Here is a 19,116-nt window from a genome sequence, read left to right on the forward strand (position 1 = left end):
CACCGTACGTTCTATTCATACTTAATTACCGTTAATTTTTGAGAGCGGCCTCCCAAAAACATACTCTATGTACTAGCAATGTTTAGTACCTAGCTTGTTACTCTGATAATTCACCTCACAATTTAGAAAATGTATTTCATCATTTCATTAAAGATATCCATCTAACACTGGTAGGATTAGGAATATTGTATCACATATCATAGTTCTTAAGAATCACTGAATAACTAAGAAATGGGGAGGACGGTGGAGAACTATATTAGATAGGCGATACTTGTTAAGCTAACGGGCAGAGTAGTTTCGGTATGTGGTATGATTTGATTGATGGAGTAAACTAAAGGTGCGACATGAGTCAGCGTCGGCCAACAAAGGTGAGGATAACGATTAAGGGAGTGAACTATATTGAATGTACAGCATTCCTATTTACGACAAATTCAGCTCAAAAGGCACCAAGTACCCACTTATAATCGTTACCCCTTTAATTTGGCAGTCATTCGAAGTCTAAATACTCTTGATTTTCACCCCAAGGTAACCTATATCGTAGGTGAAAATGGGATGGGCAAATCAACACTGATGGAGTCCATTGCTGTCGCATGGGGGTTTAACCCGGAGGGTGGGACGATCAACTTTTCCTTCTCAACCCAGGCTACCCACTCGAGCTTATATGAATATATACAATTGATCAAAGGTCCGCGACGCCCGCGGGATGGCTTCTTCTTCCGGGCAGAAAGTTATTATAATTTAGCCACGACGATCGATGAGTTGGACAGTCAGCCTTCATTCGGTCGCCCTATTCGCCCTATTAAAGATTCGTACGGTGGCAAGTCCTTGCATGAGCAATCGCACGGAGAGTCGTTCTTTTCCACGTTCATTCATCGATTCGGGGAGAATGGATTATATATACTGGATGAGCCTGAGGCTGCATTGTCTCCCCTTCGCCAAATGGCGATGCTGACACGAATCCATGAACTTGTTTTGCAAAACTCTCAATTTGTTATTGCGACCCATTCCCCAATCCTCATGGCATACCCAGATTCGATTATTTACAATCTAAAGCCAGATGGTATCGAGGTTCAAGTATTGGAAGAAACCGACCATTTTATGATGATGAAAGAGTTTGTGAATAACAAGGATAGGATGCTCAGAGAATTATTTGAAGAAGGTCAAGATTAAATCCACTGCTATGCCATGGAAACCTACAGCCTAAGAGAGGTCGTTTTAAAGGAAAAGATCTATTGTGAAGATTAAGCAACAGGCAGTATAGTTCTAGTTATGTGGTATATTTCGAACTAAGGTATGACTCGTCATGCTTGAAAGACTATTGTGTTTCAGGAGGGTCATTTGTATGGGAAAGACATTCGGCAAGAGAGCTAAAAAGATAATGGTAAATGGTTATCAATTTCTCTGTGTCATCAATGAGATTCCTAGTAATACGTTTGTTAATTTTAAGGTTTAATCATCTAAAACCTCATATTTTGAAGTGTTATTTAATGGGAAGGTAGTTGGTACTTTAACCCACACAGACCTAGGAATTGCGAACTTTTAATAAACCACGCGAATGAAATTGGTTGGGCGTTTAAATAAGAAAAGAACTCATTGAAAATAGAACAAGGTGATTTACTTATTAGTAAGCTTGGACTAACTGTATGAATGCTTAATTCCTATTTATCGAAACGTTAACTTAATAAAACTTAAGAAGGCAACACCGAGATCAACTACTGTTTTCAACTAGCGGACTGACAATAGGGACCGTTGCGGAAATGCTCAAGATCTTTTTTTTGTGTACCTTTAGGGATCGTTCAATCGAAGTTTTAGATACATAAAATCCAACTTGATTTTTGCAGGTATTTAATCGCTAAGCCTATGGTGACGATAATGAATATTGAGGAGTTTTCTCCTAAATCAAGAGCGCCGAATAAAAAGGAGAGAGTTCATGAAAAAACAGTTTATCAAAATCGCAGGAATCACACTGACAGCAGCGCTTATGTTAGGTACGATGAGTATCACAATACCTAACGCGCAAGCCGCTACAACTCCATTTTCCGACGTTCAATCGACCCACTGGGGCGCCGGTGCTATTACTAATGGCGTTTCCAAAGGTTATGTCGATGGATATACGAATGGTACCTTTAAACCAGACGCCAGCGTCACTCGCGCTGAATTCATGAAGATGGTCGTCTCGGCCATGGAGCTTGAAACCACCCCATCCAGCGGTAAATGGTACACGGAGTACGTTGATACCGCAAGCAAAGCAGGTCTTTTCGCAACTGACGATTTTAACGATAACGAAGCGGCTTGGGCGAAAGTGATGACACGCGAAGAGATGGCCCGCGTTGCAGCTCGTGCGATCGGGGAAACAACAAAGGAAGATGACAAATGGATGTATCTCGCTACGAAAGCCGGTCTCATTAAAGGCGTCGGTATAGGGCAGATCGCTCCGAAAGGACTGACCACGCGTGCGCAGGCGATTGTTGTCATCGAACGTATTCTTTCCAAGAATACCGGCGCTTCCCTTGACGTCGACAGGTATGCGGTCGGTAGTGCAGAAATCGCATGGCACGGTACAAATATCTTCACCGTGATGCCTGAAATGTGGGTAACCACGGAATCCGATCTGAGACAAGCTAGAAAAGAATCGGTGGAAGAAATGTGGAACGAAAAGCTTATGACCATCACATCGAAAGATGGACTGTACCAAGCTAAGCTGGACGCTCTTATCGCTATCGACCTGGCTGATCCTAGCGACCCGAACCTTGGACTGATTGCGCCTATCAATACGCTTAAGTGGTATAATAACCGCCCTTCAATCACTAATTTGATGGTTAAAGACCAGAAAAAGAGTTACGTCCTCTATTTCAAAGGTGGGCCGGTATTTAACAAAGATACAAAAAAATATAACCCTAACACAAAAATTCAATTTCGCGTTGATGGATTTAATAGTCCCGATCGGGAGGCCTTTTTCCAAAAAGGTGTGCTGAATACAGTTGCACGCGTTTATCGCAATAGCCGGACAGACACCACTGCTGTGATTATCCCTAAAACAGGAACTATTCAACTAACCGATCTTGTAATCAGACTTCAAACACCAGCAGCTGGATCGAACTTCAGTGAAAGCATTCCGCTCCGTCTCAGAGGTATCCAATAAAGAAAAAACACCCAACATACTGCTCCTAATGAGCGTATGATGGGTGTTTTTTACGGTTTAGTTATATATCGCAAACAAAGACCACCTGCAAATTGCAGATGGTCTCTTAAATACATTTAGGTATATATATACGTAAATGTATACGTAAGTAATTAAGTGAATGTATTTAGCTGGTTTTTCCGTAGGTTCGGCAAATTTTTGTTGTTTCATCACAATTTAATGTGTGGCGTTACGTCTCGATCTCGTTCGTGCTGATAAGGAGCCATATATGGATTGGAGTTGATTCTAAAGAGTACACGCTGAACATTAAATTGAATATCGTCTTATACTCGAAATTTTGTGCTTGGATAAAGTTGAAAGATAAATACACAAGTATTGCCTTTACGAAAACATATTTGTTATATACTTCTCGATTCATACTAATCCGTATAATTACCGCATGAAGACACGTCATAAAAGATAAAATGGCTATAGTGATGAGGCAATCATTCCTTCACACTGCCTTCTAGTAATTGTATAGCCAATATTGATGTTGTAGCTCTGTATACATACCACCTCTTCAGATTCAAGGTCAGGTCAGATTAGTAGTTTAAGAGTACATTTAATTTCAATTAACAAATACCAGGGCAAGCTTATTTACACATAAAGCTAAGAGATGTAGATATAGCCGGGGGATTCCCGCAGTTCACCGTCCCTAAATCCCAAGCGACCCCAGATAAGTCGTCCGGGTTCCATTGGAATTCTTAACGCGACTAGCAAGGAAGCTAAAGACTTGCGGCAATGCTCATACATCATGGGCAAGACTTCGCTCCGTTTCACTCCACTTCACAATACCCACCATGTACTACGAAGCAAATAAGGAACCATGACTCCATTACGCTCGCTTCATTCCTTCATCGTTCCAAAACCGCCTGAGTAGACCTTTTGAAGCAAAACCCTTGTTTGCATAATCGAAGAAGAAAAACAAGGCACGTTCGCATACTTGTGTGCAGCCTTACCATATTCCGTTTTTCAAAGAGATCATTCGTATTCCGTAGCCATCTAATCGCATGGGATCATATAGAACCTCTCCGGGCAAGGCGACAAAATTATGTTGAGAAAATCATTCCACCTAATTTTGTCGTCCCTTCGGGCAGCCTTGCCCTGCGAGAACCTATATGATCTTAAATCTGCGACGGCTACGGTATACGAATAATTTGTTTCTTTGAAAACTTCATAAGGTAAGGCAGGTCAGCTAGTAAGATAACTGCTCATCAACCTTAAAAGATTCCGCTCATCGCCGCTAGGGCTAGACAGGCAAACGGTGCCGAATGAGGTTTAGGGTAAAAAAGTCTGTTCTAATTAAAGGATGTATAAAGGAGGAAAACTCAACATGGGTACGGAGGCGTTACGTATTCAAATTGAAGTGTTGCGAAAAGAGCTTATTGATTTAGCGCAGCGGATGGGTTTAACAGCATTGGAGGTAGTGGAGAAATCGCAGAAGTTGGACAACGTACTGAATGAATATGATCGACAACATCAACGAAAAAAATAAAGCCCGTTTGTTTAGGAGAACAAACGAGCCAGGGCGAAGATTTGGACCCCTTCGCCCCTTGATTATACCACATACAGGAGAGCTTAATACGAGGGGGGATTGATGAATTAACGATAATCGTACGTTTTATCGTCTCTCTAATGAAATGGTGAGCAATGGGGACGGCGATACTTTGAAGAGTGGAATGCCTGGAGATTATCTATAGCCTATGGATAAGACTGATGAGGGCGGTTAGTGACGTAGGTTTAAAGATGAAATGAAGGTAGTCGTATAAGCAGCAGGACAGGCAAAAAAAGTTACAGTACTTAAATTAGGCATACTATTTCAAGACGCCTTTACAAGTAAATAGTACGATCTCTGTATTTTCTTTGTATAAAATTATTTTGATAAAGTGCCATATAACGGAGTATGCACGTACAATGTACGTTGAAAGGAAAAACAAGTGATTCCCATGTATACCCATAGCATGTTGAGAAATGGTAGACTATATAAGAACCCGTTGGGGGTATAGGATTCGGTGTGGTTGATTTAATCGAATCTATTTAATAGGAGGTTTGGGTGAATGGAAACTATAACAGAACTTTTTAAGAGATTGGAAAAAGAAAGAGAAGAAGGATTAAAGCTAAACCCTAGATACGATATTGATAAACTTGCAGATGAAAACGGCGAAGTATCTATCTACTTTCATTCAAGTATAGAGTACCAAATGTACTTGGATGGCAAAAGTGTCATTGGCTCAACGGAGCGTTTTCTCCATTCAGATATATTTCGTAATGTACATAAAGATAGAATTGAAAAACTGACAGATGGAAGAACTTTAGCACATATTCCAGCTTTATCTGCTAATGATGAAGTGTGAGCTTGTGATAAGGAGTGTACGATGAGTTCGTATTGAATAAACGTGAGTTAAGATTGCTGTTGAGAACGATGGAGAAAATGAGTATGTGAAGTGTAGTATAACAATGATATTTTTATCAAGGACAACAATCGATTGAATCATGATTCGCTTGCAGATTAGCCCCAGTCATTGGGGAGTATCGCAACAGTTCTTTTGCAACCCGTTTTGATTGGGACGAAGGAATGTTGAGCGAAGGCGGGCAAAACGAAGTACATAGGAATTTGATTTCAATCGACTAAGGAGCGGGTGGATATATTAAAAACACATTGGGGCAAATATGTAATGCTACTAGCCATTATTTTACCGATCTCCATTGTTGCTATTTCTACGCTCCCTTATGATAAACGCTATATGGCAGTAGCTATATTTCCGTTACTATTCTGGGTATCGTATTATTCGTGGATCGCATTCGAGAAGAGAAAGAAAGATACATAAAACAAGGCTTTCTTTGGGAAGGGGGGAGGAATAGTGAAGATACATCATCGGGAAGCCGTATTGAAAACCGTTTCGGGAAGCATTCATGGATGAACATAAAAACTTCCCTATTTTTGATATTCAAATTGATTATCAAGATATTGATTCAAATAGTTATTCAAGGTCATAAGTACTAGATATGAACATGTATAAAGGGAAATTCATGATTAAAGAGAGAGGACTAAAAGATATCTATGTTCAGTTAGATTTAATTGAGAAACATATCAGAAAAGCTGTTCGTCTCTATGGAATGCAGGACAAAAGAGAACAAGAAAAATTAAAAAAAGTCAAGAAGAATTAGAAGATAATTAAACTTGCAATCTAACGACACGTAGGATATCAGAGAATACTAATTAAAAATGGAAGTTCTAGCGTGCTGGATGAGACAAGTTAATCGGATTCAAGTTTAGATTAGATTATATCTTTCAAAAGGGTGGAATCAGGGTGGAGGACTGGAGGTTAAGTAAGGCAGAATACGATATATTACTTTCCTACATAGGTTGTGGTGATATTCTTAATGCAGATATTTTAGTTTTCGGAAATGAAGAGGGCACGGGTGGTTATACAGTAACAGAAAATGTTAAAGCCAGGACGCGATTGATTACAACGGATGAATCTTCGGATGTAAGGAATTATTGTATTGAAGCAAATAACTGGCGAGAGGGATTTTATTATCCAGATTTTGAGGGATTGTTTACTGGTTATGAAAAAAAACACTCTAAGGGTTTTACAAAAGGCGTTTTTAATGCAGCTATTGCAAGGCTTTGTCTAGCTCATGAACGAAACAGCCAATCCAACTGGTTTGAAGGTTCTCCGAATACCGACGAATTTTGTGTAATCAAGGAATACATTGGCGACAAGCTCTACAAACCAAAAACGGAGGGAATTCAAACCGCTTTAATTGACTGGAGACCGCTTCCCAGATCAACAGAGAGAAAATGGTATCCAAATGAGTATGGAGCAGTAGCTCTATCTCCTGAAGATAAACCAAATCAAGGCAACCCTTATTTAGCAGCGTTCAATAAACCAAAAGGTAGATTCAAGCCCCAAAAATACTCCACATCGAGTTTTAGTGACTTCAAAGAAGATACGAATCTCAGAGCTAGAATTATCAAAAATGCTCTAACAAAATCTAGGGCACAAATTCTCCTTGGAATTGGCGGAGCTGCTGGCTATAAGAAGGATGCTCTTGAATTAATGTTTGGAAAAAATCTATTCTCATCCCTCCCATTCTCTTGTGATATGAGGAACAGTAAGGGGCAATTACAAAAAGCCTTTAAGGCAGAAATTTCATTAGATAATAGGGTCTTATACATTTTCTTAATACCCTTCCCATCTGCAGGACTAGGATTTATTTCACAAGAGAATGCTTTAGGCATGCTAGCGGAATTATCGGATAAATATCTTAAACCAATATTAATGAACAAAAACTAAATTTTCTAATTCAATTTTAGAGTTAAGTAATTTGCATAGTAGAGTAGAGCATGAAAAGAAGGAGATGATTGATTATAACAACTAATCCATGTTTAAATCGGGCCTAGGAACATAATGAATGATTGAATTCACGATTTATCTAATAACAATCCCTATTGTGTATGTGATGTGTTTTGTACATACAAAACGATGAAGTGAATACTTCCTGATCGTAGAGCTAACAATTTCATATGCGAGATGTGGTCCCTATAACTCGGCTTATGTAGGAAGTAAGTTTAATTCGATGTAGAGAACCATTCTATGAATAGGTCAAACTAAGTTTCTAAATGAGGGTGATAGATAGGTGTATTTACTAACAAGAACTGCAACCATTGTGACGTGGATTTTTGATCACCTTGGACTTGTTGTCGGGATTTTGTTTGGAATCGTAGCTTTAATAGGATTACTTAGTGGGATTTTCTCAAGCCGAACCCCCATGAATCGCTCGCTTACCCATGAAGAGCTGGAAAGAAGCATAGACCGGAGTTTAGGAAATGAAGAGGAACGGGAAGGTGAGCAAAGTAGCTCATTTGTAGATACGCCAGTAGTCCTTTTCGATAAGGGGCAGCAGGGAGAAGCGATTGTACTTGATGCTGTCCGAAAAAGTCACCCCCATATCAAATGTCTTTCTTCTCTTTATGTACCAACAAGCAGTGGACAATATACTGAAGTGGACTTGGTTGCCATCCATAGTACTGGAATCTATGTAATTGAATCCAAAAACTATCGGGGAGTGATTGTTGGGAATGAAGATGAACGCATATGGAATCAAGCGTTTATTGAGGATCGAAATGAATTTTACAATCCAATTATGCAGAATGCGGGGCATATTCGTGCTATTAAGCTTTTTTTGGGTGAACCCTATAAAGACATACCGTTCCATTCCATTATCGTATTTAATAACGACTCAAATATCGATTTGATCAAAGTAAAATCAAAAGGCATTGTTATTACGAAACATATGAATCTAACAAGCCAATTACAGGGTTTATTTCACATCCTTCCTGATGTTTTAAATGAGGAAAGTACGACAGTCGTTTATGAATCTCTGCTGCCACAAACAGAGGTATCGGAGGACATAAAAAGGAAGCACTTGGAATTTGTCCAACATCGTAAAGATGCGTAGTGTAAAGTTGAATCAACTTGAATCCAGTTGCGAAGGATTCACGTGATGGGTTCCAAGGTATGAAATAGTATGCGGAGAGGAAGTATGCTTTTTATTGTTTGGCTCTAGGGAAGCTATGTTATAAGCTATTTCGATAATCGCCAGGTAGAGGTGCGAATGCCAAGCTCACATGATTTCCCTGGGAGATTCGCACCTCGAAATTTGTCGAAATCTTCAATTTTGTGACCTTTTGGTAACAAGAATATTGAGTTTATATACTGTTGTGGGATATAGTGGAGCTATTATGTGGAAAAAGTATCGGAAATACGTATTCAGGTATTTTAAACATAACTTGATACGTGTATTTCCGCTGTCGCACTCTGTATGGAGTGCGTGGATTGAAATAAACCCTAAGCTGCAACCAACTATCGTTGATGCATGTCGCACTCTGTATGGAGTGCGTGGATTGAAATTCGCTACACTCTTGATGATCCGTAGTTCCTTACGTCGCACTCCTTACGGAGTGCGTGGATTGAAATATATCATCCGGCCTATAGTAAGGAAGGAGCAGGGTCGCACTCCGTACGGAGTGCGTGGATTGAAATATTGCTCCAAGCTTATCCAGCATCGAGGGGTATGTCGCACTCCGTACGGAGTGCGTGGATTGAAATCGCCTGAATACCAGGAATAAACCCGCGAGACGCAGGTCGCACTCCGTACGGAGTGCGTGGATTGAAATTATGAACGCACATTCCAATTCAAATTGCTTTGGCGTCGCACTCCGTACGGAGTGCGTGGATTGAAATTTTTAAAACCCTATCAGGACGCACGACCAAATGGAGTCGCACTCCGTACGGAGTGCGTGGATTGAAATGGTAAACGGCTGCAGTCGTTGATGATGATTATTTCAAGTCGCACTCCGTACGGAGTGCGTGGATTGAAATACAGACAATGCACGTCTGGAGACTTACCGAAATGGTCGCACTCCGTACGGAGTGCGTGGATTGAAATCCTTAACGCTTTGGTGGAATCAAACAAGGAAGAAGGTCGCACTCCGTACGGAGTGCGTGGATTGAAATGTATTCGACGCGGTAAACGGCTTGGGTAAAATCGGGTCGCACTCCGTACGGAGTGCGTGGATTGAAATCGTATTACCCGGCGCATATTTTTTTGTTAACCGGTGTCGCACTCCGTATGGAGTGAGTGGATTGAAATTTGATAATCGTAAACAGTATGAAGATGGCGAAGGAGTCGCACTCTGTATGGAGTGCGTGGATTGAAATCTAAACATGCTCCTTAATAAAAAAAACCATGGGGTAGTCGCACTCTGTACGGAGTGCGTGGATTGAAATAAACCACCGATGATTAGTCGCCTAATCTTCTGCAACAATTGGGCGTTTTGATTCTGCTCGGAACGTTGGTGGACGGGGGCAAGTATTACAGAACCTGTGCTTTATGGTAATTGTCAAAGCATCAGTGAACTGGTGTTTCTGATTTATTGATGGTTCCCCCAGAACAAGACTAACGAACAGGTCTTCGCTCGGAGAGCTTGGCTTTTGGTCTTCAACAAGGATGCCTTCTTCCGCTTTGTTCTATTTGAGGATGGGGAGCATTATTCCTCAACGATAAAATTCATCCACAGAATTATTCAGAACAAGGATACGGTCGTTCAGTTCTTGCCAGTAATTATAATTGCTAAAAGAAGGTGTTTTCTTCCAATCCAAAGTATTCTTCGCTAAAAGCTGATTTAGTAGGTATATTTTTAACTGTACTATCTCCTTTAATGTAAGGTTTGTAAGGTATTTACTATGAATATATTTGAGAGCCGGGTAGCAAGTATCGACACTTTTTTAAAGAAATCAAAAAAAGACCAGATGCTTAAACACTTGGTCTTTTCAAATGAGATATTAAATTGAGTGGTCGCCAGTAGCAGTATTGCCAATAGCGATGCTATGTCTATGCAGACCAAGATTAAAACAAAAATCAAGTCTGCTTGAAACAACAGCCGAAATTATCCATAAATTTGGAGTTGTATTGACCAGCAGTAGGCATTTAAGCAATCAATCCTCTCGTCTGCGTTTTGCTTCGGTTGATTTCATTTGTTCCTCTGTCAATCTCTTAATAGGCTTAGGTCCAGGTAAAATAAAAGCTTATAATTGGTCTGGTCATGAAATTCTTCGTGATGAAACGTTTTAGCAAACTATAGCGTCCGACCAAATTAAAGAAGAAGTGTTAATAGAGGGATTTAATGAAGTAACAGGAGAATGGGATGTTGTATTTAAATATGATTCATGAATTCAATAGAGTTTATATGTTGTATACCATTCAGAAGTCTACAGTGTTAGGAGGAACCTCATGTTTTATTTCGGATGGATGGCTATTGGCTTTATGGCCATAGCAGGACTCGCAACGGCAACACACTGGTACAATCGTGGTTGGTATGAAAGCAATTTGTTGAACATCCGTAAAACATCCTATGCCATTATGGCACTTATTTATTTTGGGATGATTTTAGCCGGTCACATTCTATTAAATGATTGGGTGCAAGCCGTACAATTCGCCAGTATAGCTATCTTTATTGACCTGGCTATTTTAGAAACGCCAAGTATTCAAAAGATCGGAAATACGGAATTCAAAAAAAATGATCAAATTATCGAAAACACAATACGGGATAATGAACGGATCATTCTCTCTAGTTTTCAAAAAACAGCTCAGTTTACTGCAGTTCTTCAATACTCACAACATCATCTAACCGAGCTCACAGATGAGCAGAAGGATCAGTTGCCAGAGTGGGATGTGTACTCGTCTATGTTAAAAGAGTATCTTCGATATTACACGGATACCTTCGGCTTACAGATCTCTACTACATCGATTCAATTCGACAGCGACATAGAAATACGCATGACTAAAATAAGGAATTCTCTCTCTCAGATTGAAAGAAGTAACAGTATCCTGATCCCTGAAGAGAACAAAGAGGAAATGAGTAAAGAATTAGCAGAAGCAGCAGTTTACGTGGTAGAGGAAGGAAATACGATTTGTGTACCTTTCTTCGGATCTACCAATAGTTTCATTATCACTATCCAAGCAGCGGAATCTGGAGCCATATTGAATGGGATTGATGCTAATAATATTGTTAATCTAGTCCAGATATTTGATTGGTTCATAGATGGGTAGTGTGGTATATTAAGTATATGAGGTGATATTTATGACACTTTTTAAACAGTCTAAAAAAGTTGATGCAACCCCGGATAAGGTTGTTGTTCGTCGGCCTAAGACCACGATTGAGAAGAATATGGGCCTAGAAAAAATTTTGAAAGCAAACGATAACGTGCTGAATATCCTTAAAAATAGATAATTACTGTTTATGTGCTCCAAGATGCTCTATGAAATTTCATAGAGCATCTTTTTTATTTCTTCTTCTGATAGTTTAAAAGTCTACAATAATGCCAACCCTTGTTAACAAAACGATAGGGGAGCTGGCTTATTGTGAGAAAAAAAACACTTATAAAACCTGCAGGTAATCATAAACCTAACACCACAGTGCCCAACTGGGGAATTAAAAAGATATTAGACCAAAATAAAAAAGTATTGGATCTCCTCAAGAAACGAAAATGAGAAACTTGTAGGACGGAGGGTATAGTTCATCCTTGATCCAGTGGTAGTAATGAATTGCGAAATGCCATGAAGTCAGCTGAAGCAGGTGCGAACCCTAAGCACACATGATTTCCCTGGGAGATTCGCACCTCGAAATTTGTCGAAATCTTCAGTTTTATGACCTTTTGGCAACAAGGATATTGAGTTTATATGCTGTTGTGGGATATAGTGGAGCTAATATGTAGAAAAAGTATCGGAAATACGTATTAAGGGATTATAAACATAACTTAATACGTGTATTTCCGCTGTCGCACTCCGTATGGAGTGCGTGGATTGAAATCATCAAAATAAGTAACATTTCTATTGACGGTTAGTCGCACTCCGTATGGAGTGCGTGGATTGAAATGGATTGACAGGTGCATCGGATTGGATGGAGTGCTCGTCGCACTCCGTATGGAGTGCGTGGATTGAAATAGGTAAGTTTGACGTTCCACATTTGCCGCATAGCGTCGCACTCCGTATGGAGTGCGTGGATTGAAATCTCCAAAACAACGTTTAATTTTTCTGTTCTGTCTGTCGCACTCCGTATGGAGTGCGTGGATTGAAATAGAAAACAAGATGATGCTTATCGGGTCGATAGTCTCGTCGCACTCCGTATGGAGTGCGTGGATTGAAATACAACTGAAGCGCCTGTCTGATATCGACACAGAGGGTCGCACTCCGTATGGAGTGCGTGGATCGAAATTCGTCCTGGTTAATGCCGAGTATTGAGTTACGATATCGCACTCTGTATGGAGTGCAAGGATTAAAACTGTACATTGATAGTATCTCTAGTAAAATTTTTGACGCACTCCATATGTAGCGCCTCGGGTTAATTCCGAATGGCTTGCCGTTAGTTTTGTGATCTTTGATCTATATCGGTATCGTATAAATAGACAAACACCTATTTTTTCGCTAGAATACCTCCCGTTACTTATTCGACTTAAATGTAAGGAAACGACACGTTTGCCCGCATTTCCCGGCTCTACGCTTTATGGGGTGATTGGTTGGGCGCTAACTCGGCATTCGGAATCCTATAGGTATCTATTCGAGAATCGCTGATGGGGTGGGCTGCACAGGATATAGTCAACCCTTATATCATTGAACCACCTCGGCCAAGGCATTTTATGATAAAGGTGATGCATTATGCTTCAAGCTCATCTTGATCGGCGATGCGGTTCGTTACGCCAAGAATATTGCGGCTTCGTTGACCCAGGCACAGACAGGTGGTATCGGAGCCTAACGTAAGGCGTTCGAACTAACAGACATTTTTCATGCAGATCAGTATGGACCCATTTGGAAACAGGGGTACTTTGAGATGAACAGAGCTATACCTGAAAATAATTCTTTCCGTCCGTCTGCTGCAAGAACAGGCTTCATGGTGCGCCGTGCATTGGTGATTCCTGTTCAGATACGTCGAGGTTGGGCGCTGATACAGATGATTGTGTTTTTACCGCAATCATTCGGGGTATTACGAAAAGAATTCAGTTGTTGACGAAGTGTTACGGAGGAAATATAAACACATATGTAGCGATGAGGGTCTGTAAATTGGCAAATGAGATTAGCCTACTTCTTTCGGATTTATATCTGAATGAGATGCATCGATACTCCAGTCGAAGAAAAGAATCGTAGTAACAATGAGTCAAGCGGCGGCAGGGTTAAACGAAGAATAACTAATTTTATTCAACACTCCCTTGACAGGAACAGAATACCTTGATATAACTTTTCTTGCAAGAGGTGTTGCTATATTCCCCGCCAACGGTGTTGGTTGTGGCGATTATCTGATGTTTATACAAAAACGCCGTTACCTTATGGTAATTGTGCTTGAAAGGCCTCCTTTTGGAGGCCTTTATTCTTTTTATTATAGAGATTATATAATACAAACTTAAGAAGTAAATTAGGTGATTTAAACATTGTTATAGTAAAAGAATAGAACATGAAAATGTTGAATGAGGTTCAGTAGATATGGAACTTTCACATTGATAAATCAAATGATAGAGCGTTGTTACTGATGCTTCGAAGTGATATTATCGAAGTAAGAGAAGTCTATATTTCATGGTTTTCTGTTTAATTCTTCGAAAAGAACTTCTACTTCTAAAAATTCCCTGGGGGATTCGCACCACGAAATATGTCGAAAAGGTCTTTTTTGTGACCTTTTGGCAATGATTTTATGTCATAAGAGTTTTAAAGTAGTAGAAATATCGAAAATACGTTAATAGCTATCCTTGAAAACTAGTTTTTACGTCACTTTTCGCTGTCGCACTCTGTATGGAGTGCGTGGATTGAAATTTCAGGAGTAATTTGAGTTCGATTGAGCGAATTTGTCGCACTCTGTATGGAGTGCGTGGATTGAAATCAGTACATGACGCCGCCACTCAAGACGCTAAACGGGTCGCACTCCGTATGGATTACGTGGGTTGAAATCGTGATGGTGCTAAATTGTCGCGTCTACGACTAGTCGCATTCTGTATGGGGTGCGTGGATTGAAATCAATGAACCTCTCCAATTTAATTAGAGTACGTAAGGTCGCACTCCGTATGGATTACATTGATTGAAAAAGCGAGCATCCGGTTTGATATCTTCACGCCGTATAGTCGTACTTCGTATAGAGTGCGTGGATTGAAATATTGTCCATAATGACCAGTATAATAGGAAATAACTCACATTGAAGAAGTACATTGGAACGGTAAATACCTACTTGTGAGTGAGAAAGTTATAGGACACATGAACATGTAAAACAGCTCTGGGCTTACATGCTGACGCTGAAATCACTAAGCATTAGAAATGCAATTTCAAATAACTTTACTTGGAATGTATATTACCTGATATGAAAAGTAATACTTGAATATTAAAGTAATACATTATAACATAGGTAATAAAGTAGGAGGTAGTAGTGTATGAGTGTGTATGAATCAGGTAAGGTAACTTCAAAAGGACAGGTTACAATTCCAGTTGAGGTAAGGAAACAACTGGGTATAGCTACAGGCGACAAAATCATTGTGATTATCCAAAATGGGGAAGCAAAATTAGAAGTTAGGAAACAGAAAAAGTTAACTGATCTTGTAGGGATCTTAAAGACGGGTCAAGAACATGATCTTCAGGAAGCTAGGAAGTCAGTGATAGACATGGTGGGAGTCAGTTACAAAAAAGGGGAATAGCAATGGATTTTTTGGCTGATACAAACATATTAGTAAGATTGTTCACTCAAGACGATAAGGAGCAGTTTGAAAAATTTTCTGAAATGCTAGATAGCGGAGATATTCAGATGATGGTTTCATCACCAGTAATTATTGAAACATGTTGGGTACTGAAATCACATTACAAGCATCCTAATGTTGATGTAGGAAATGCCCTGCTTAATCTATCGCAAATTGATAACATTATCTTTGAGGAAGATTACATGAAAGATGCGTTAAGGCTGTTTGTGGAAAAGGGTAACGTTGACATTGTGGACTGTTATCTTAGCGCAAAGTCAAAAACAATTAACATGCCAGTCGTAACATGGGACGGTGATTTTAAGAAGCTTGGGTGCGAGTATTACAAGCCAGATCAATTTTAAATGTTGGGGGTTATATGCGGGGACCTAAGGTAAGTGGAACCAGCAGAAGCATTAACATTACAGGTAAAGAATGATGGTACAAGTATTCTAAGTTGCACTTTATGGAGTGCGTGGATTGGAACTGTTTAGCAAGTTTCCAATACCAGAATGCGTTTTGGTCGAAATCTGTAAGGAGTGCTACCAAATAATATTCAGCAGCAATAAAAAAAATTATTTACAACTACTTACACTCGCCAAAAGTTTGGTACCTGAAGTACATGGAATCGTTCGATCAACTGCTTCCCGAATTATTTCTAACCTAACGAGATGTTTTACTGTGTCACTATCTATAAAGCTTCATAGGGACGATAAAAAGAAAGCGAACGATTTGTTTGCACTCTCATCTGATTAACCCTCTACAGTTACTCCTTTCCCCTAATTATTCCATGTCTGCAAGAGCAATTGTCTTCTTCCTGCTATAAAATTGAACTTTCTCTAACCACATTATGTATAACGATATTCTCCGTTTGCTTACTGATTGGTTGCACTAGTAGAGTGATGCTCTCTATAAACATATGCCTGCATGACTGCTGCCTCTCGCCGATTGAAACCGATCTGTCGGTACTACCGAAAAGTCTCAGTATATTCCTCCAAAGCGCGTAGAGCATTGCTCCATTGTTTGAACTACCTTACCCGTGTGAATCCCCGATATTGATCTTCGATAAGATATGACTTGCCACGCGGAACAAAATTACTAGGTTCTACTCGCAGAATGTCGTAACCCGTCTGGACCGATCCTTGTTTCACTAATTCCTTAGCTGCAGCAAATACTATAATGATCTGATGGATGCGGCAGCCGGTCCGGATCAACGGTGCAAGCTTCTGATCGATCAGTTGAATTACCTTCTGTGAGATGGCCATTTCATAAGCTCCTTTTTTTCAGCTGCCGGTGATAAGACAGTCCACGTAAGATATGCCCCGTCTCAGCATCAAATATTGAATCTTCTAATCTCATTAGACGTAATAGATATTGAGGTGAAGAAATGAAAATAAAAACAGTGTGGAAATGGACAAAGATTAATTGGGGATTACTGTACATAGGCTTTGTTGTAATGTTTGTCATAGTCCTAGGTTTTTTTATGGCTGGAATGCTTCAAGATCAAAAAGCATTAATTGATACCGCCGCAATGAGTACAATCACTTTGTTACTTGCTCTGATTTCACTACCAAATTTATTAGTCCAGCTGTTATCCCTTCTCGATTTAAATCAAAAAAAAACATTTACTGCAACAAAGAAATGTCCCAATTGCAAACATACTATTGTCCTGAAGATGATTGAAGATTAGTAGATTAAGTACATACGTTCTGTTCGATGAATGTAGTAGGTCACCCCGGCCAACTTTCGACTGGGGGATGCATCTATTTGGATGTCTAAGCTATCCCGCTACCTGCCATGGATGAAATGACTGCAGCGGTAAGCTACAGAAAGAGCTGGATCTGGTAACACTCCCTATGAGTGCGTGGATTGAAATCGCCTACCCAAACAGCAGCTCCACAATATGCAATTTAAGGGGCGGGACAAGGAATCCCTTGATTATTAGTCGCACTCTGTATAGAGTGTGTGGGTTGAGATATTTAGAGAAAGTGTGGTGAGGTAATGGCAGATGGTCTTACTCCGTATGGAGTACGTGCATTGAAATATCAACATCATCACTAAGGGTTTTGTAAACGATGGGTCGCACTCTGTATGAAGTTACCATTACCGCAGCCGATGTGGAGTTAACCGAGGAGAATAGAAATGAGAAAGTATTTATTATCTATACTAGTGGTGTTGTTTTCGTTATTCATCGTTTTTCCGTCCAGCACAGCTTCAGCAGCCAATGGTAAAGTCACCTTGAAATCTTACAGTTATAAGGGACAACCATATGTACAAGTTGTAAACCACCCAAACAAGAATGCTGCATCTAAAATGAACAAAGCATTAAAAGCTCATGCTGTTAATGCTGCTTCTGTAGCTAATAGTAGTGATATCAAGCAAAACAAAGATTACTATTACAAGACGAGTGTCCAAACCGCTTACAACAAGCAAGGTGCCTTGTCTGTTGTTTATTATTCTTACGTCTATACCGGAGGTATACATGACATGCAATGGGTAGAATCTTTCAACTTCAATTCCAGCAATGGTAATAGAATATACATGAAAGACTTCTTAGACAGCAGAACAAAAATAGTAAGAGCGAATGTGTACCTCCAATCAATTCTTGAAAAAAGAAGTCAAGCTAACCCTGGATCAATTTTGTACACAGATACGATTCTTGACATCCAAAAGGGGACGTTTTTCTATAATGACAAAGGGTTCACAGTAAGATTCAATCCATATGAGGTTGCTCCCTTTTCAGAGGGTTTTGTAGATGTATACATCCCTTATGATATTATCGTAAACGGACAAAACACAGCACCAGTAAAACCGCAAAAGCCACAGATTACTCAGGTTTCCGGAGTGTTAGCATCTGATATACACGTATACTCAAACGACCTCAAAACTTTCTTAGGAACCTTATCAACCAACACTTATGACAGAGACTCTATCTTCAATGAATACGGAACCTACGGAAGCCAGTACAACAGATTAAGCATTTGGAACAGTTACGGAAATTACGGGAGTTCCTATTCATCAGAGAGCGCGTTTAACGAGTACACTTCTACTCCGCCAGTGCTCGTTTATAAAGGAGAAGTTTTTGGATATGTAACATCAAATACGTATCTCACTAATGGGATTTCACCTTCAAAACTTTTAACGTTTGCTAAATCGTTATAATTCATAAGCACCCTTCTGGGTGCTTTTTTCATCCGTTAAGAATTCAATTCCAGTAAACAGCATAACCGTATAGCCCTGGCGGTCGCACAAGTTTCCGCGTTTTCTAAGTTGCAGGGAGAGGTAACCTAACTACTGCTCCGATGGCGCTAGGTTGGGCAGTTTGATTGAAATCCTTCAGGGGCTGTAGTGCACTTTGTATGTATGTGTAAGATGAAATACACTGGCCATTTTTGCAAGGAGATAGAAAGACTTCTATTTTTCGAATCGAATAAGGATAACATTTATAAAAGTTTGGGGGGCATTGTATTTGTAATCCGGGCGGCTGGGGAAAATAAAAAGACACTCGCCGGAGTATCTGTATATGGGTACAATTTATATTTTTGTCCGATTTTTGGTGAGTGATGTCATCTGCTGAAAGGAGGTGATCGCTTGAACTTCATTTCCGCACAAGTTGTTTCATTTTATTAAAAACTATTGCCCAATTGGGGGGATTTAATACTA

15 protein-coding genes and 2 CRISPR repeat arrays are annotated in these 19,116 nt (G+C 39.9%); of the genes, 14 read left to right on the top strand and 1 reads right to left on the bottom strand.

Going from position 1 to position 19,116, the window contains the following annotated elements:
• The first annotated feature begins 429 nt into the window (after positions 1 to 429).
• The 12 genes from BLS69_RS23125 (at position 430) to BLS69_RS23170 (ending at position 15,818) form a co-directional block, all read left to right on the top strand.
• Entirely contained in the window at positions 430 to 1,170 is a 741-nt protein-coding gene (locus tag BLS69_RS23125) for an AAA family ATPase (protein WP_371129091.1), read from the top strand.
• Between the two features lie 760 nt (positions 1,171 to 1,930).
• Positions 1,931 to 3,142 carry an S-layer homology domain-containing protein gene (locus BLS69_RS23130; RefSeq protein WP_091036834.1) on the top strand — a complete coding sequence of 404 codons (1,212 nt, stop codon included), beginning with the start codon at positions 1,931 to 1,933 and terminating at the stop codon, positions 3,140 to 3,142.
• 1,372 nt (positions 3,143 to 4,514) lie between these two features.
• Positions 4,515 to 4,676: an aspartyl-phosphate phosphatase Spo0E family protein gene (locus BLS69_RS23135; protein WP_091036837.1), complete on the top strand. Its 162-nt coding sequence runs from the start codon at positions 4,515 to 4,517 to the stop codon at positions 4,674 to 4,676.
• A gap of 562 nt (positions 4,677 to 5,238) precedes the next feature.
• Positions 5,239 to 5,535: a hypothetical protein gene (locus BLS69_RS23140; protein ID WP_091036840.1), complete on the top strand. Its 297-nt coding sequence runs from the start codon at positions 5,239 to 5,241 to the stop codon at positions 5,533 to 5,535.
• A 676-nt stretch (positions 5,536 to 6,211) separates the two neighbouring features.
• Positions 6,212 to 6,349, top strand: a complete 138-nt coding sequence (locus BLS69_RS32240) for a hypothetical protein (protein ID WP_176872958.1) — start codon at positions 6,212 to 6,214, stop codon at positions 6,347 to 6,349.
• Between the two features lie 143 nt (positions 6,350 to 6,492).
• On the top strand, positions 6,493 to 7,482 hold the full coding sequence (locus BLS69_RS23145; RefSeq protein WP_091036844.1) for a hypothetical protein: 990 nt from the start codon (positions 6,493 to 6,495) through the stop codon (positions 7,480 to 7,482).
• Positions 7,483 to 7,825: 343 nt separating this feature from the next.
• Positions 7,826 to 8,647, top strand: coding sequence for a nuclease-related domain-containing protein (locus BLS69_RS23150; protein ID WP_091036846.1), 822 nt, complete (start codon positions 7,826 to 7,828; stop codon positions 8,645 to 8,647).
• 351 nt (positions 8,648 to 8,998) lie between these two features.
• Positions 8,999 to 9,978: direct repeats of the CRISPR family, unit length 33 nt; unit sequence GTCGCACTCCGTACGGAGTGCGTGGATTGAAAT.
• A 1,003-nt stretch (positions 9,979 to 10,981) separates the two neighbouring features.
• On the top strand, positions 10,982 to 11,800 hold the full coding sequence (locus BLS69_RS23160; protein WP_091036851.1) for a type II toxin-antitoxin system SpoIISA family toxin: 819 nt from the start codon (positions 10,982 to 10,984) through the stop codon (positions 11,798 to 11,800).
• A gap of 31 nt (positions 11,801 to 11,831) precedes the next feature.
• Positions 11,832 to 11,981, top strand: coding sequence for a hypothetical protein (locus BLS69_RS32245; RefSeq protein ID WP_176872959.1), 150 nt, complete (start codon positions 11,832 to 11,834; stop codon positions 11,979 to 11,981).
• A gap of 546 nt (positions 11,982 to 12,527) precedes the next feature.
• Positions 12,528 to 13,032: direct repeats of the CRISPR family, unit length 33 nt; unit sequence GTCGCACTCCGTATGGAGTGCGTGGATTGAAAT.
• A 545-nt stretch (positions 13,033 to 13,577) separates the two neighbouring features.
• Positions 13,578 to 13,754, top strand: coding sequence for a hypothetical protein (locus BLS69_RS32250; RefSeq protein WP_176872961.1), 177 nt, complete (start codon positions 13,578 to 13,580; stop codon positions 13,752 to 13,754).
• 1,402 nt (positions 13,755 to 15,156) lie between these two features.
• Positions 15,157 to 15,417: an AbrB/MazE/SpoVT family DNA-binding domain-containing protein gene (locus BLS69_RS23165; protein ID WP_091036854.1), complete on the top strand. Its 261-nt coding sequence runs from the start codon at positions 15,157 to 15,159 to the stop codon at positions 15,415 to 15,417.
• A gap of 2 nt (positions 15,418 to 15,419) precedes the next feature.
• Complete coding sequence (locus tag BLS69_RS23170) at positions 15,420 to 15,818, top strand: PIN domain-containing protein (protein ID WP_091036856.1); 399 nt, start codon at positions 15,420 to 15,422, stop codon at positions 15,816 to 15,818.
• Positions 15,819 to 16,481: 663 nt separating this feature from the next.
• Here the strand turns inward: BLS69_RS23170 and BLS69_RS23175 are convergent.
• Positions 16,482 to 16,718: a hypothetical protein gene (locus tag BLS69_RS23175; RefSeq protein ID WP_091036859.1), complete on the bottom strand. Its 237-nt coding sequence runs from the start codon at positions 16,716 to 16,718 to the stop codon at positions 16,482 to 16,484.
• 122 nt (positions 16,719 to 16,840) lie between these two features.
• On the opposite strand from BLS69_RS23175, the gene BLS69_RS23180 reads away from it, so the two are divergent.
• Both BLS69_RS23180 and BLS69_RS23185 read left to right on the top strand, forming a co-directional pair.
• Positions 16,841 to 17,143: a hypothetical protein gene (locus BLS69_RS23180; protein ID WP_091036862.1), complete on the top strand. Its 303-nt coding sequence runs from the start codon at positions 16,841 to 16,843 to the stop codon at positions 17,141 to 17,143.
• 452 nt (positions 17,144 to 17,595) lie between these two features.
• Positions 17,596 to 18,615 (top strand): DUF3298 and DUF4163 domain-containing protein, encoded by a 1,020-nt coding sequence (locus BLS69_RS23185; RefSeq protein WP_091036866.1) that lies wholly within the window; start codon positions 17,596 to 17,598, stop codon positions 18,613 to 18,615.
• Positions 18,616 to 19,116: the final 501 nt, after the last annotated feature.

Source organism: Paenibacillus sp. CF095, from assembly GCF_900101225.1.
GTDB lineage: Bacteria > Bacillota > Bacilli > Paenibacillales > Paenibacillaceae > Paenibacillus.

What these genes read in the sequence shown, in the direction of transcription:
- BLS69_RS23130 (WP_091036834.1), top strand. Translation starts at nt 1,931, where the DNA reads ATGAAAAAACAGTTTATCAAAATCGCAGGAATCACACTGACAGCAGCG.
- BLS69_RS23135 (WP_091036837.1), top strand. Translation starts at nt 4,515, where the DNA reads ATGGGTACGGAGGCGTTACGTATTCAAATTGAAGTGTTGCGAAAAGAG.
- BLS69_RS23140 (WP_091036840.1), top strand. Translation starts at nt 5,239, where the DNA reads ATGGAAACTATAACAGAACTTTTTAAGAGATTGGAAAAAGAAAGAGAA.
- BLS69_RS32240 (WP_176872958.1), top strand. Translation starts at nt 6,212, where the DNA reads ATGATTAAAGAGAGAGGACTAAAAGATATCTATGTTCAGTTAGATTTA.
- BLS69_RS23160 (WP_091036851.1), top strand. Translation starts at nt 10,982, where the DNA reads ATGTTTTATTTCGGATGGATGGCTATTGGCTTTATGGCCATAGCAGGA.
- BLS69_RS32245 (WP_176872959.1), top strand. Translation starts at nt 11,832, where the DNA reads ATGACACTTTTTAAACAGTCTAAAAAAGTTGATGCAACCCCGGATAAG.
- BLS69_RS32250 (WP_176872961.1), top strand. Translation starts at nt 13,578, where the DNA reads ATGAACAGAGCTATACCTGAAAATAATTCTTTCCGTCCGTCTGCTGCA.
- BLS69_RS23165 (WP_091036854.1), top strand. Translation starts at nt 15,157, where the DNA reads ATGAGTGTGTATGAATCAGGTAAGGTAACTTCAAAAGGACAGGTTACA.
- BLS69_RS23170 (WP_091036856.1), top strand. Translation starts at nt 15,420, where the DNA reads ATGGATTTTTTGGCTGATACAAACATATTAGTAAGATTGTTCACTCAA.
- BLS69_RS23175 (WP_091036859.1), bottom strand. Translation starts at nt 16,718, where the DNA reads ATGGCCATCTCACAGAAGGTAATTCAACTGATCGATCAGAAGCTTGCA.
- BLS69_RS23180 (WP_091036862.1), top strand. Translation starts at nt 16,841, where the DNA reads ATGAAAATAAAAACAGTGTGGAAATGGACAAAGATTAATTGGGGATTA.
- BLS69_RS23185 (WP_091036866.1), top strand. Translation starts at nt 17,596, where the DNA reads ATGAGAAAGTATTTATTATCTATACTAGTGGTGTTGTTTTCGTTATTC.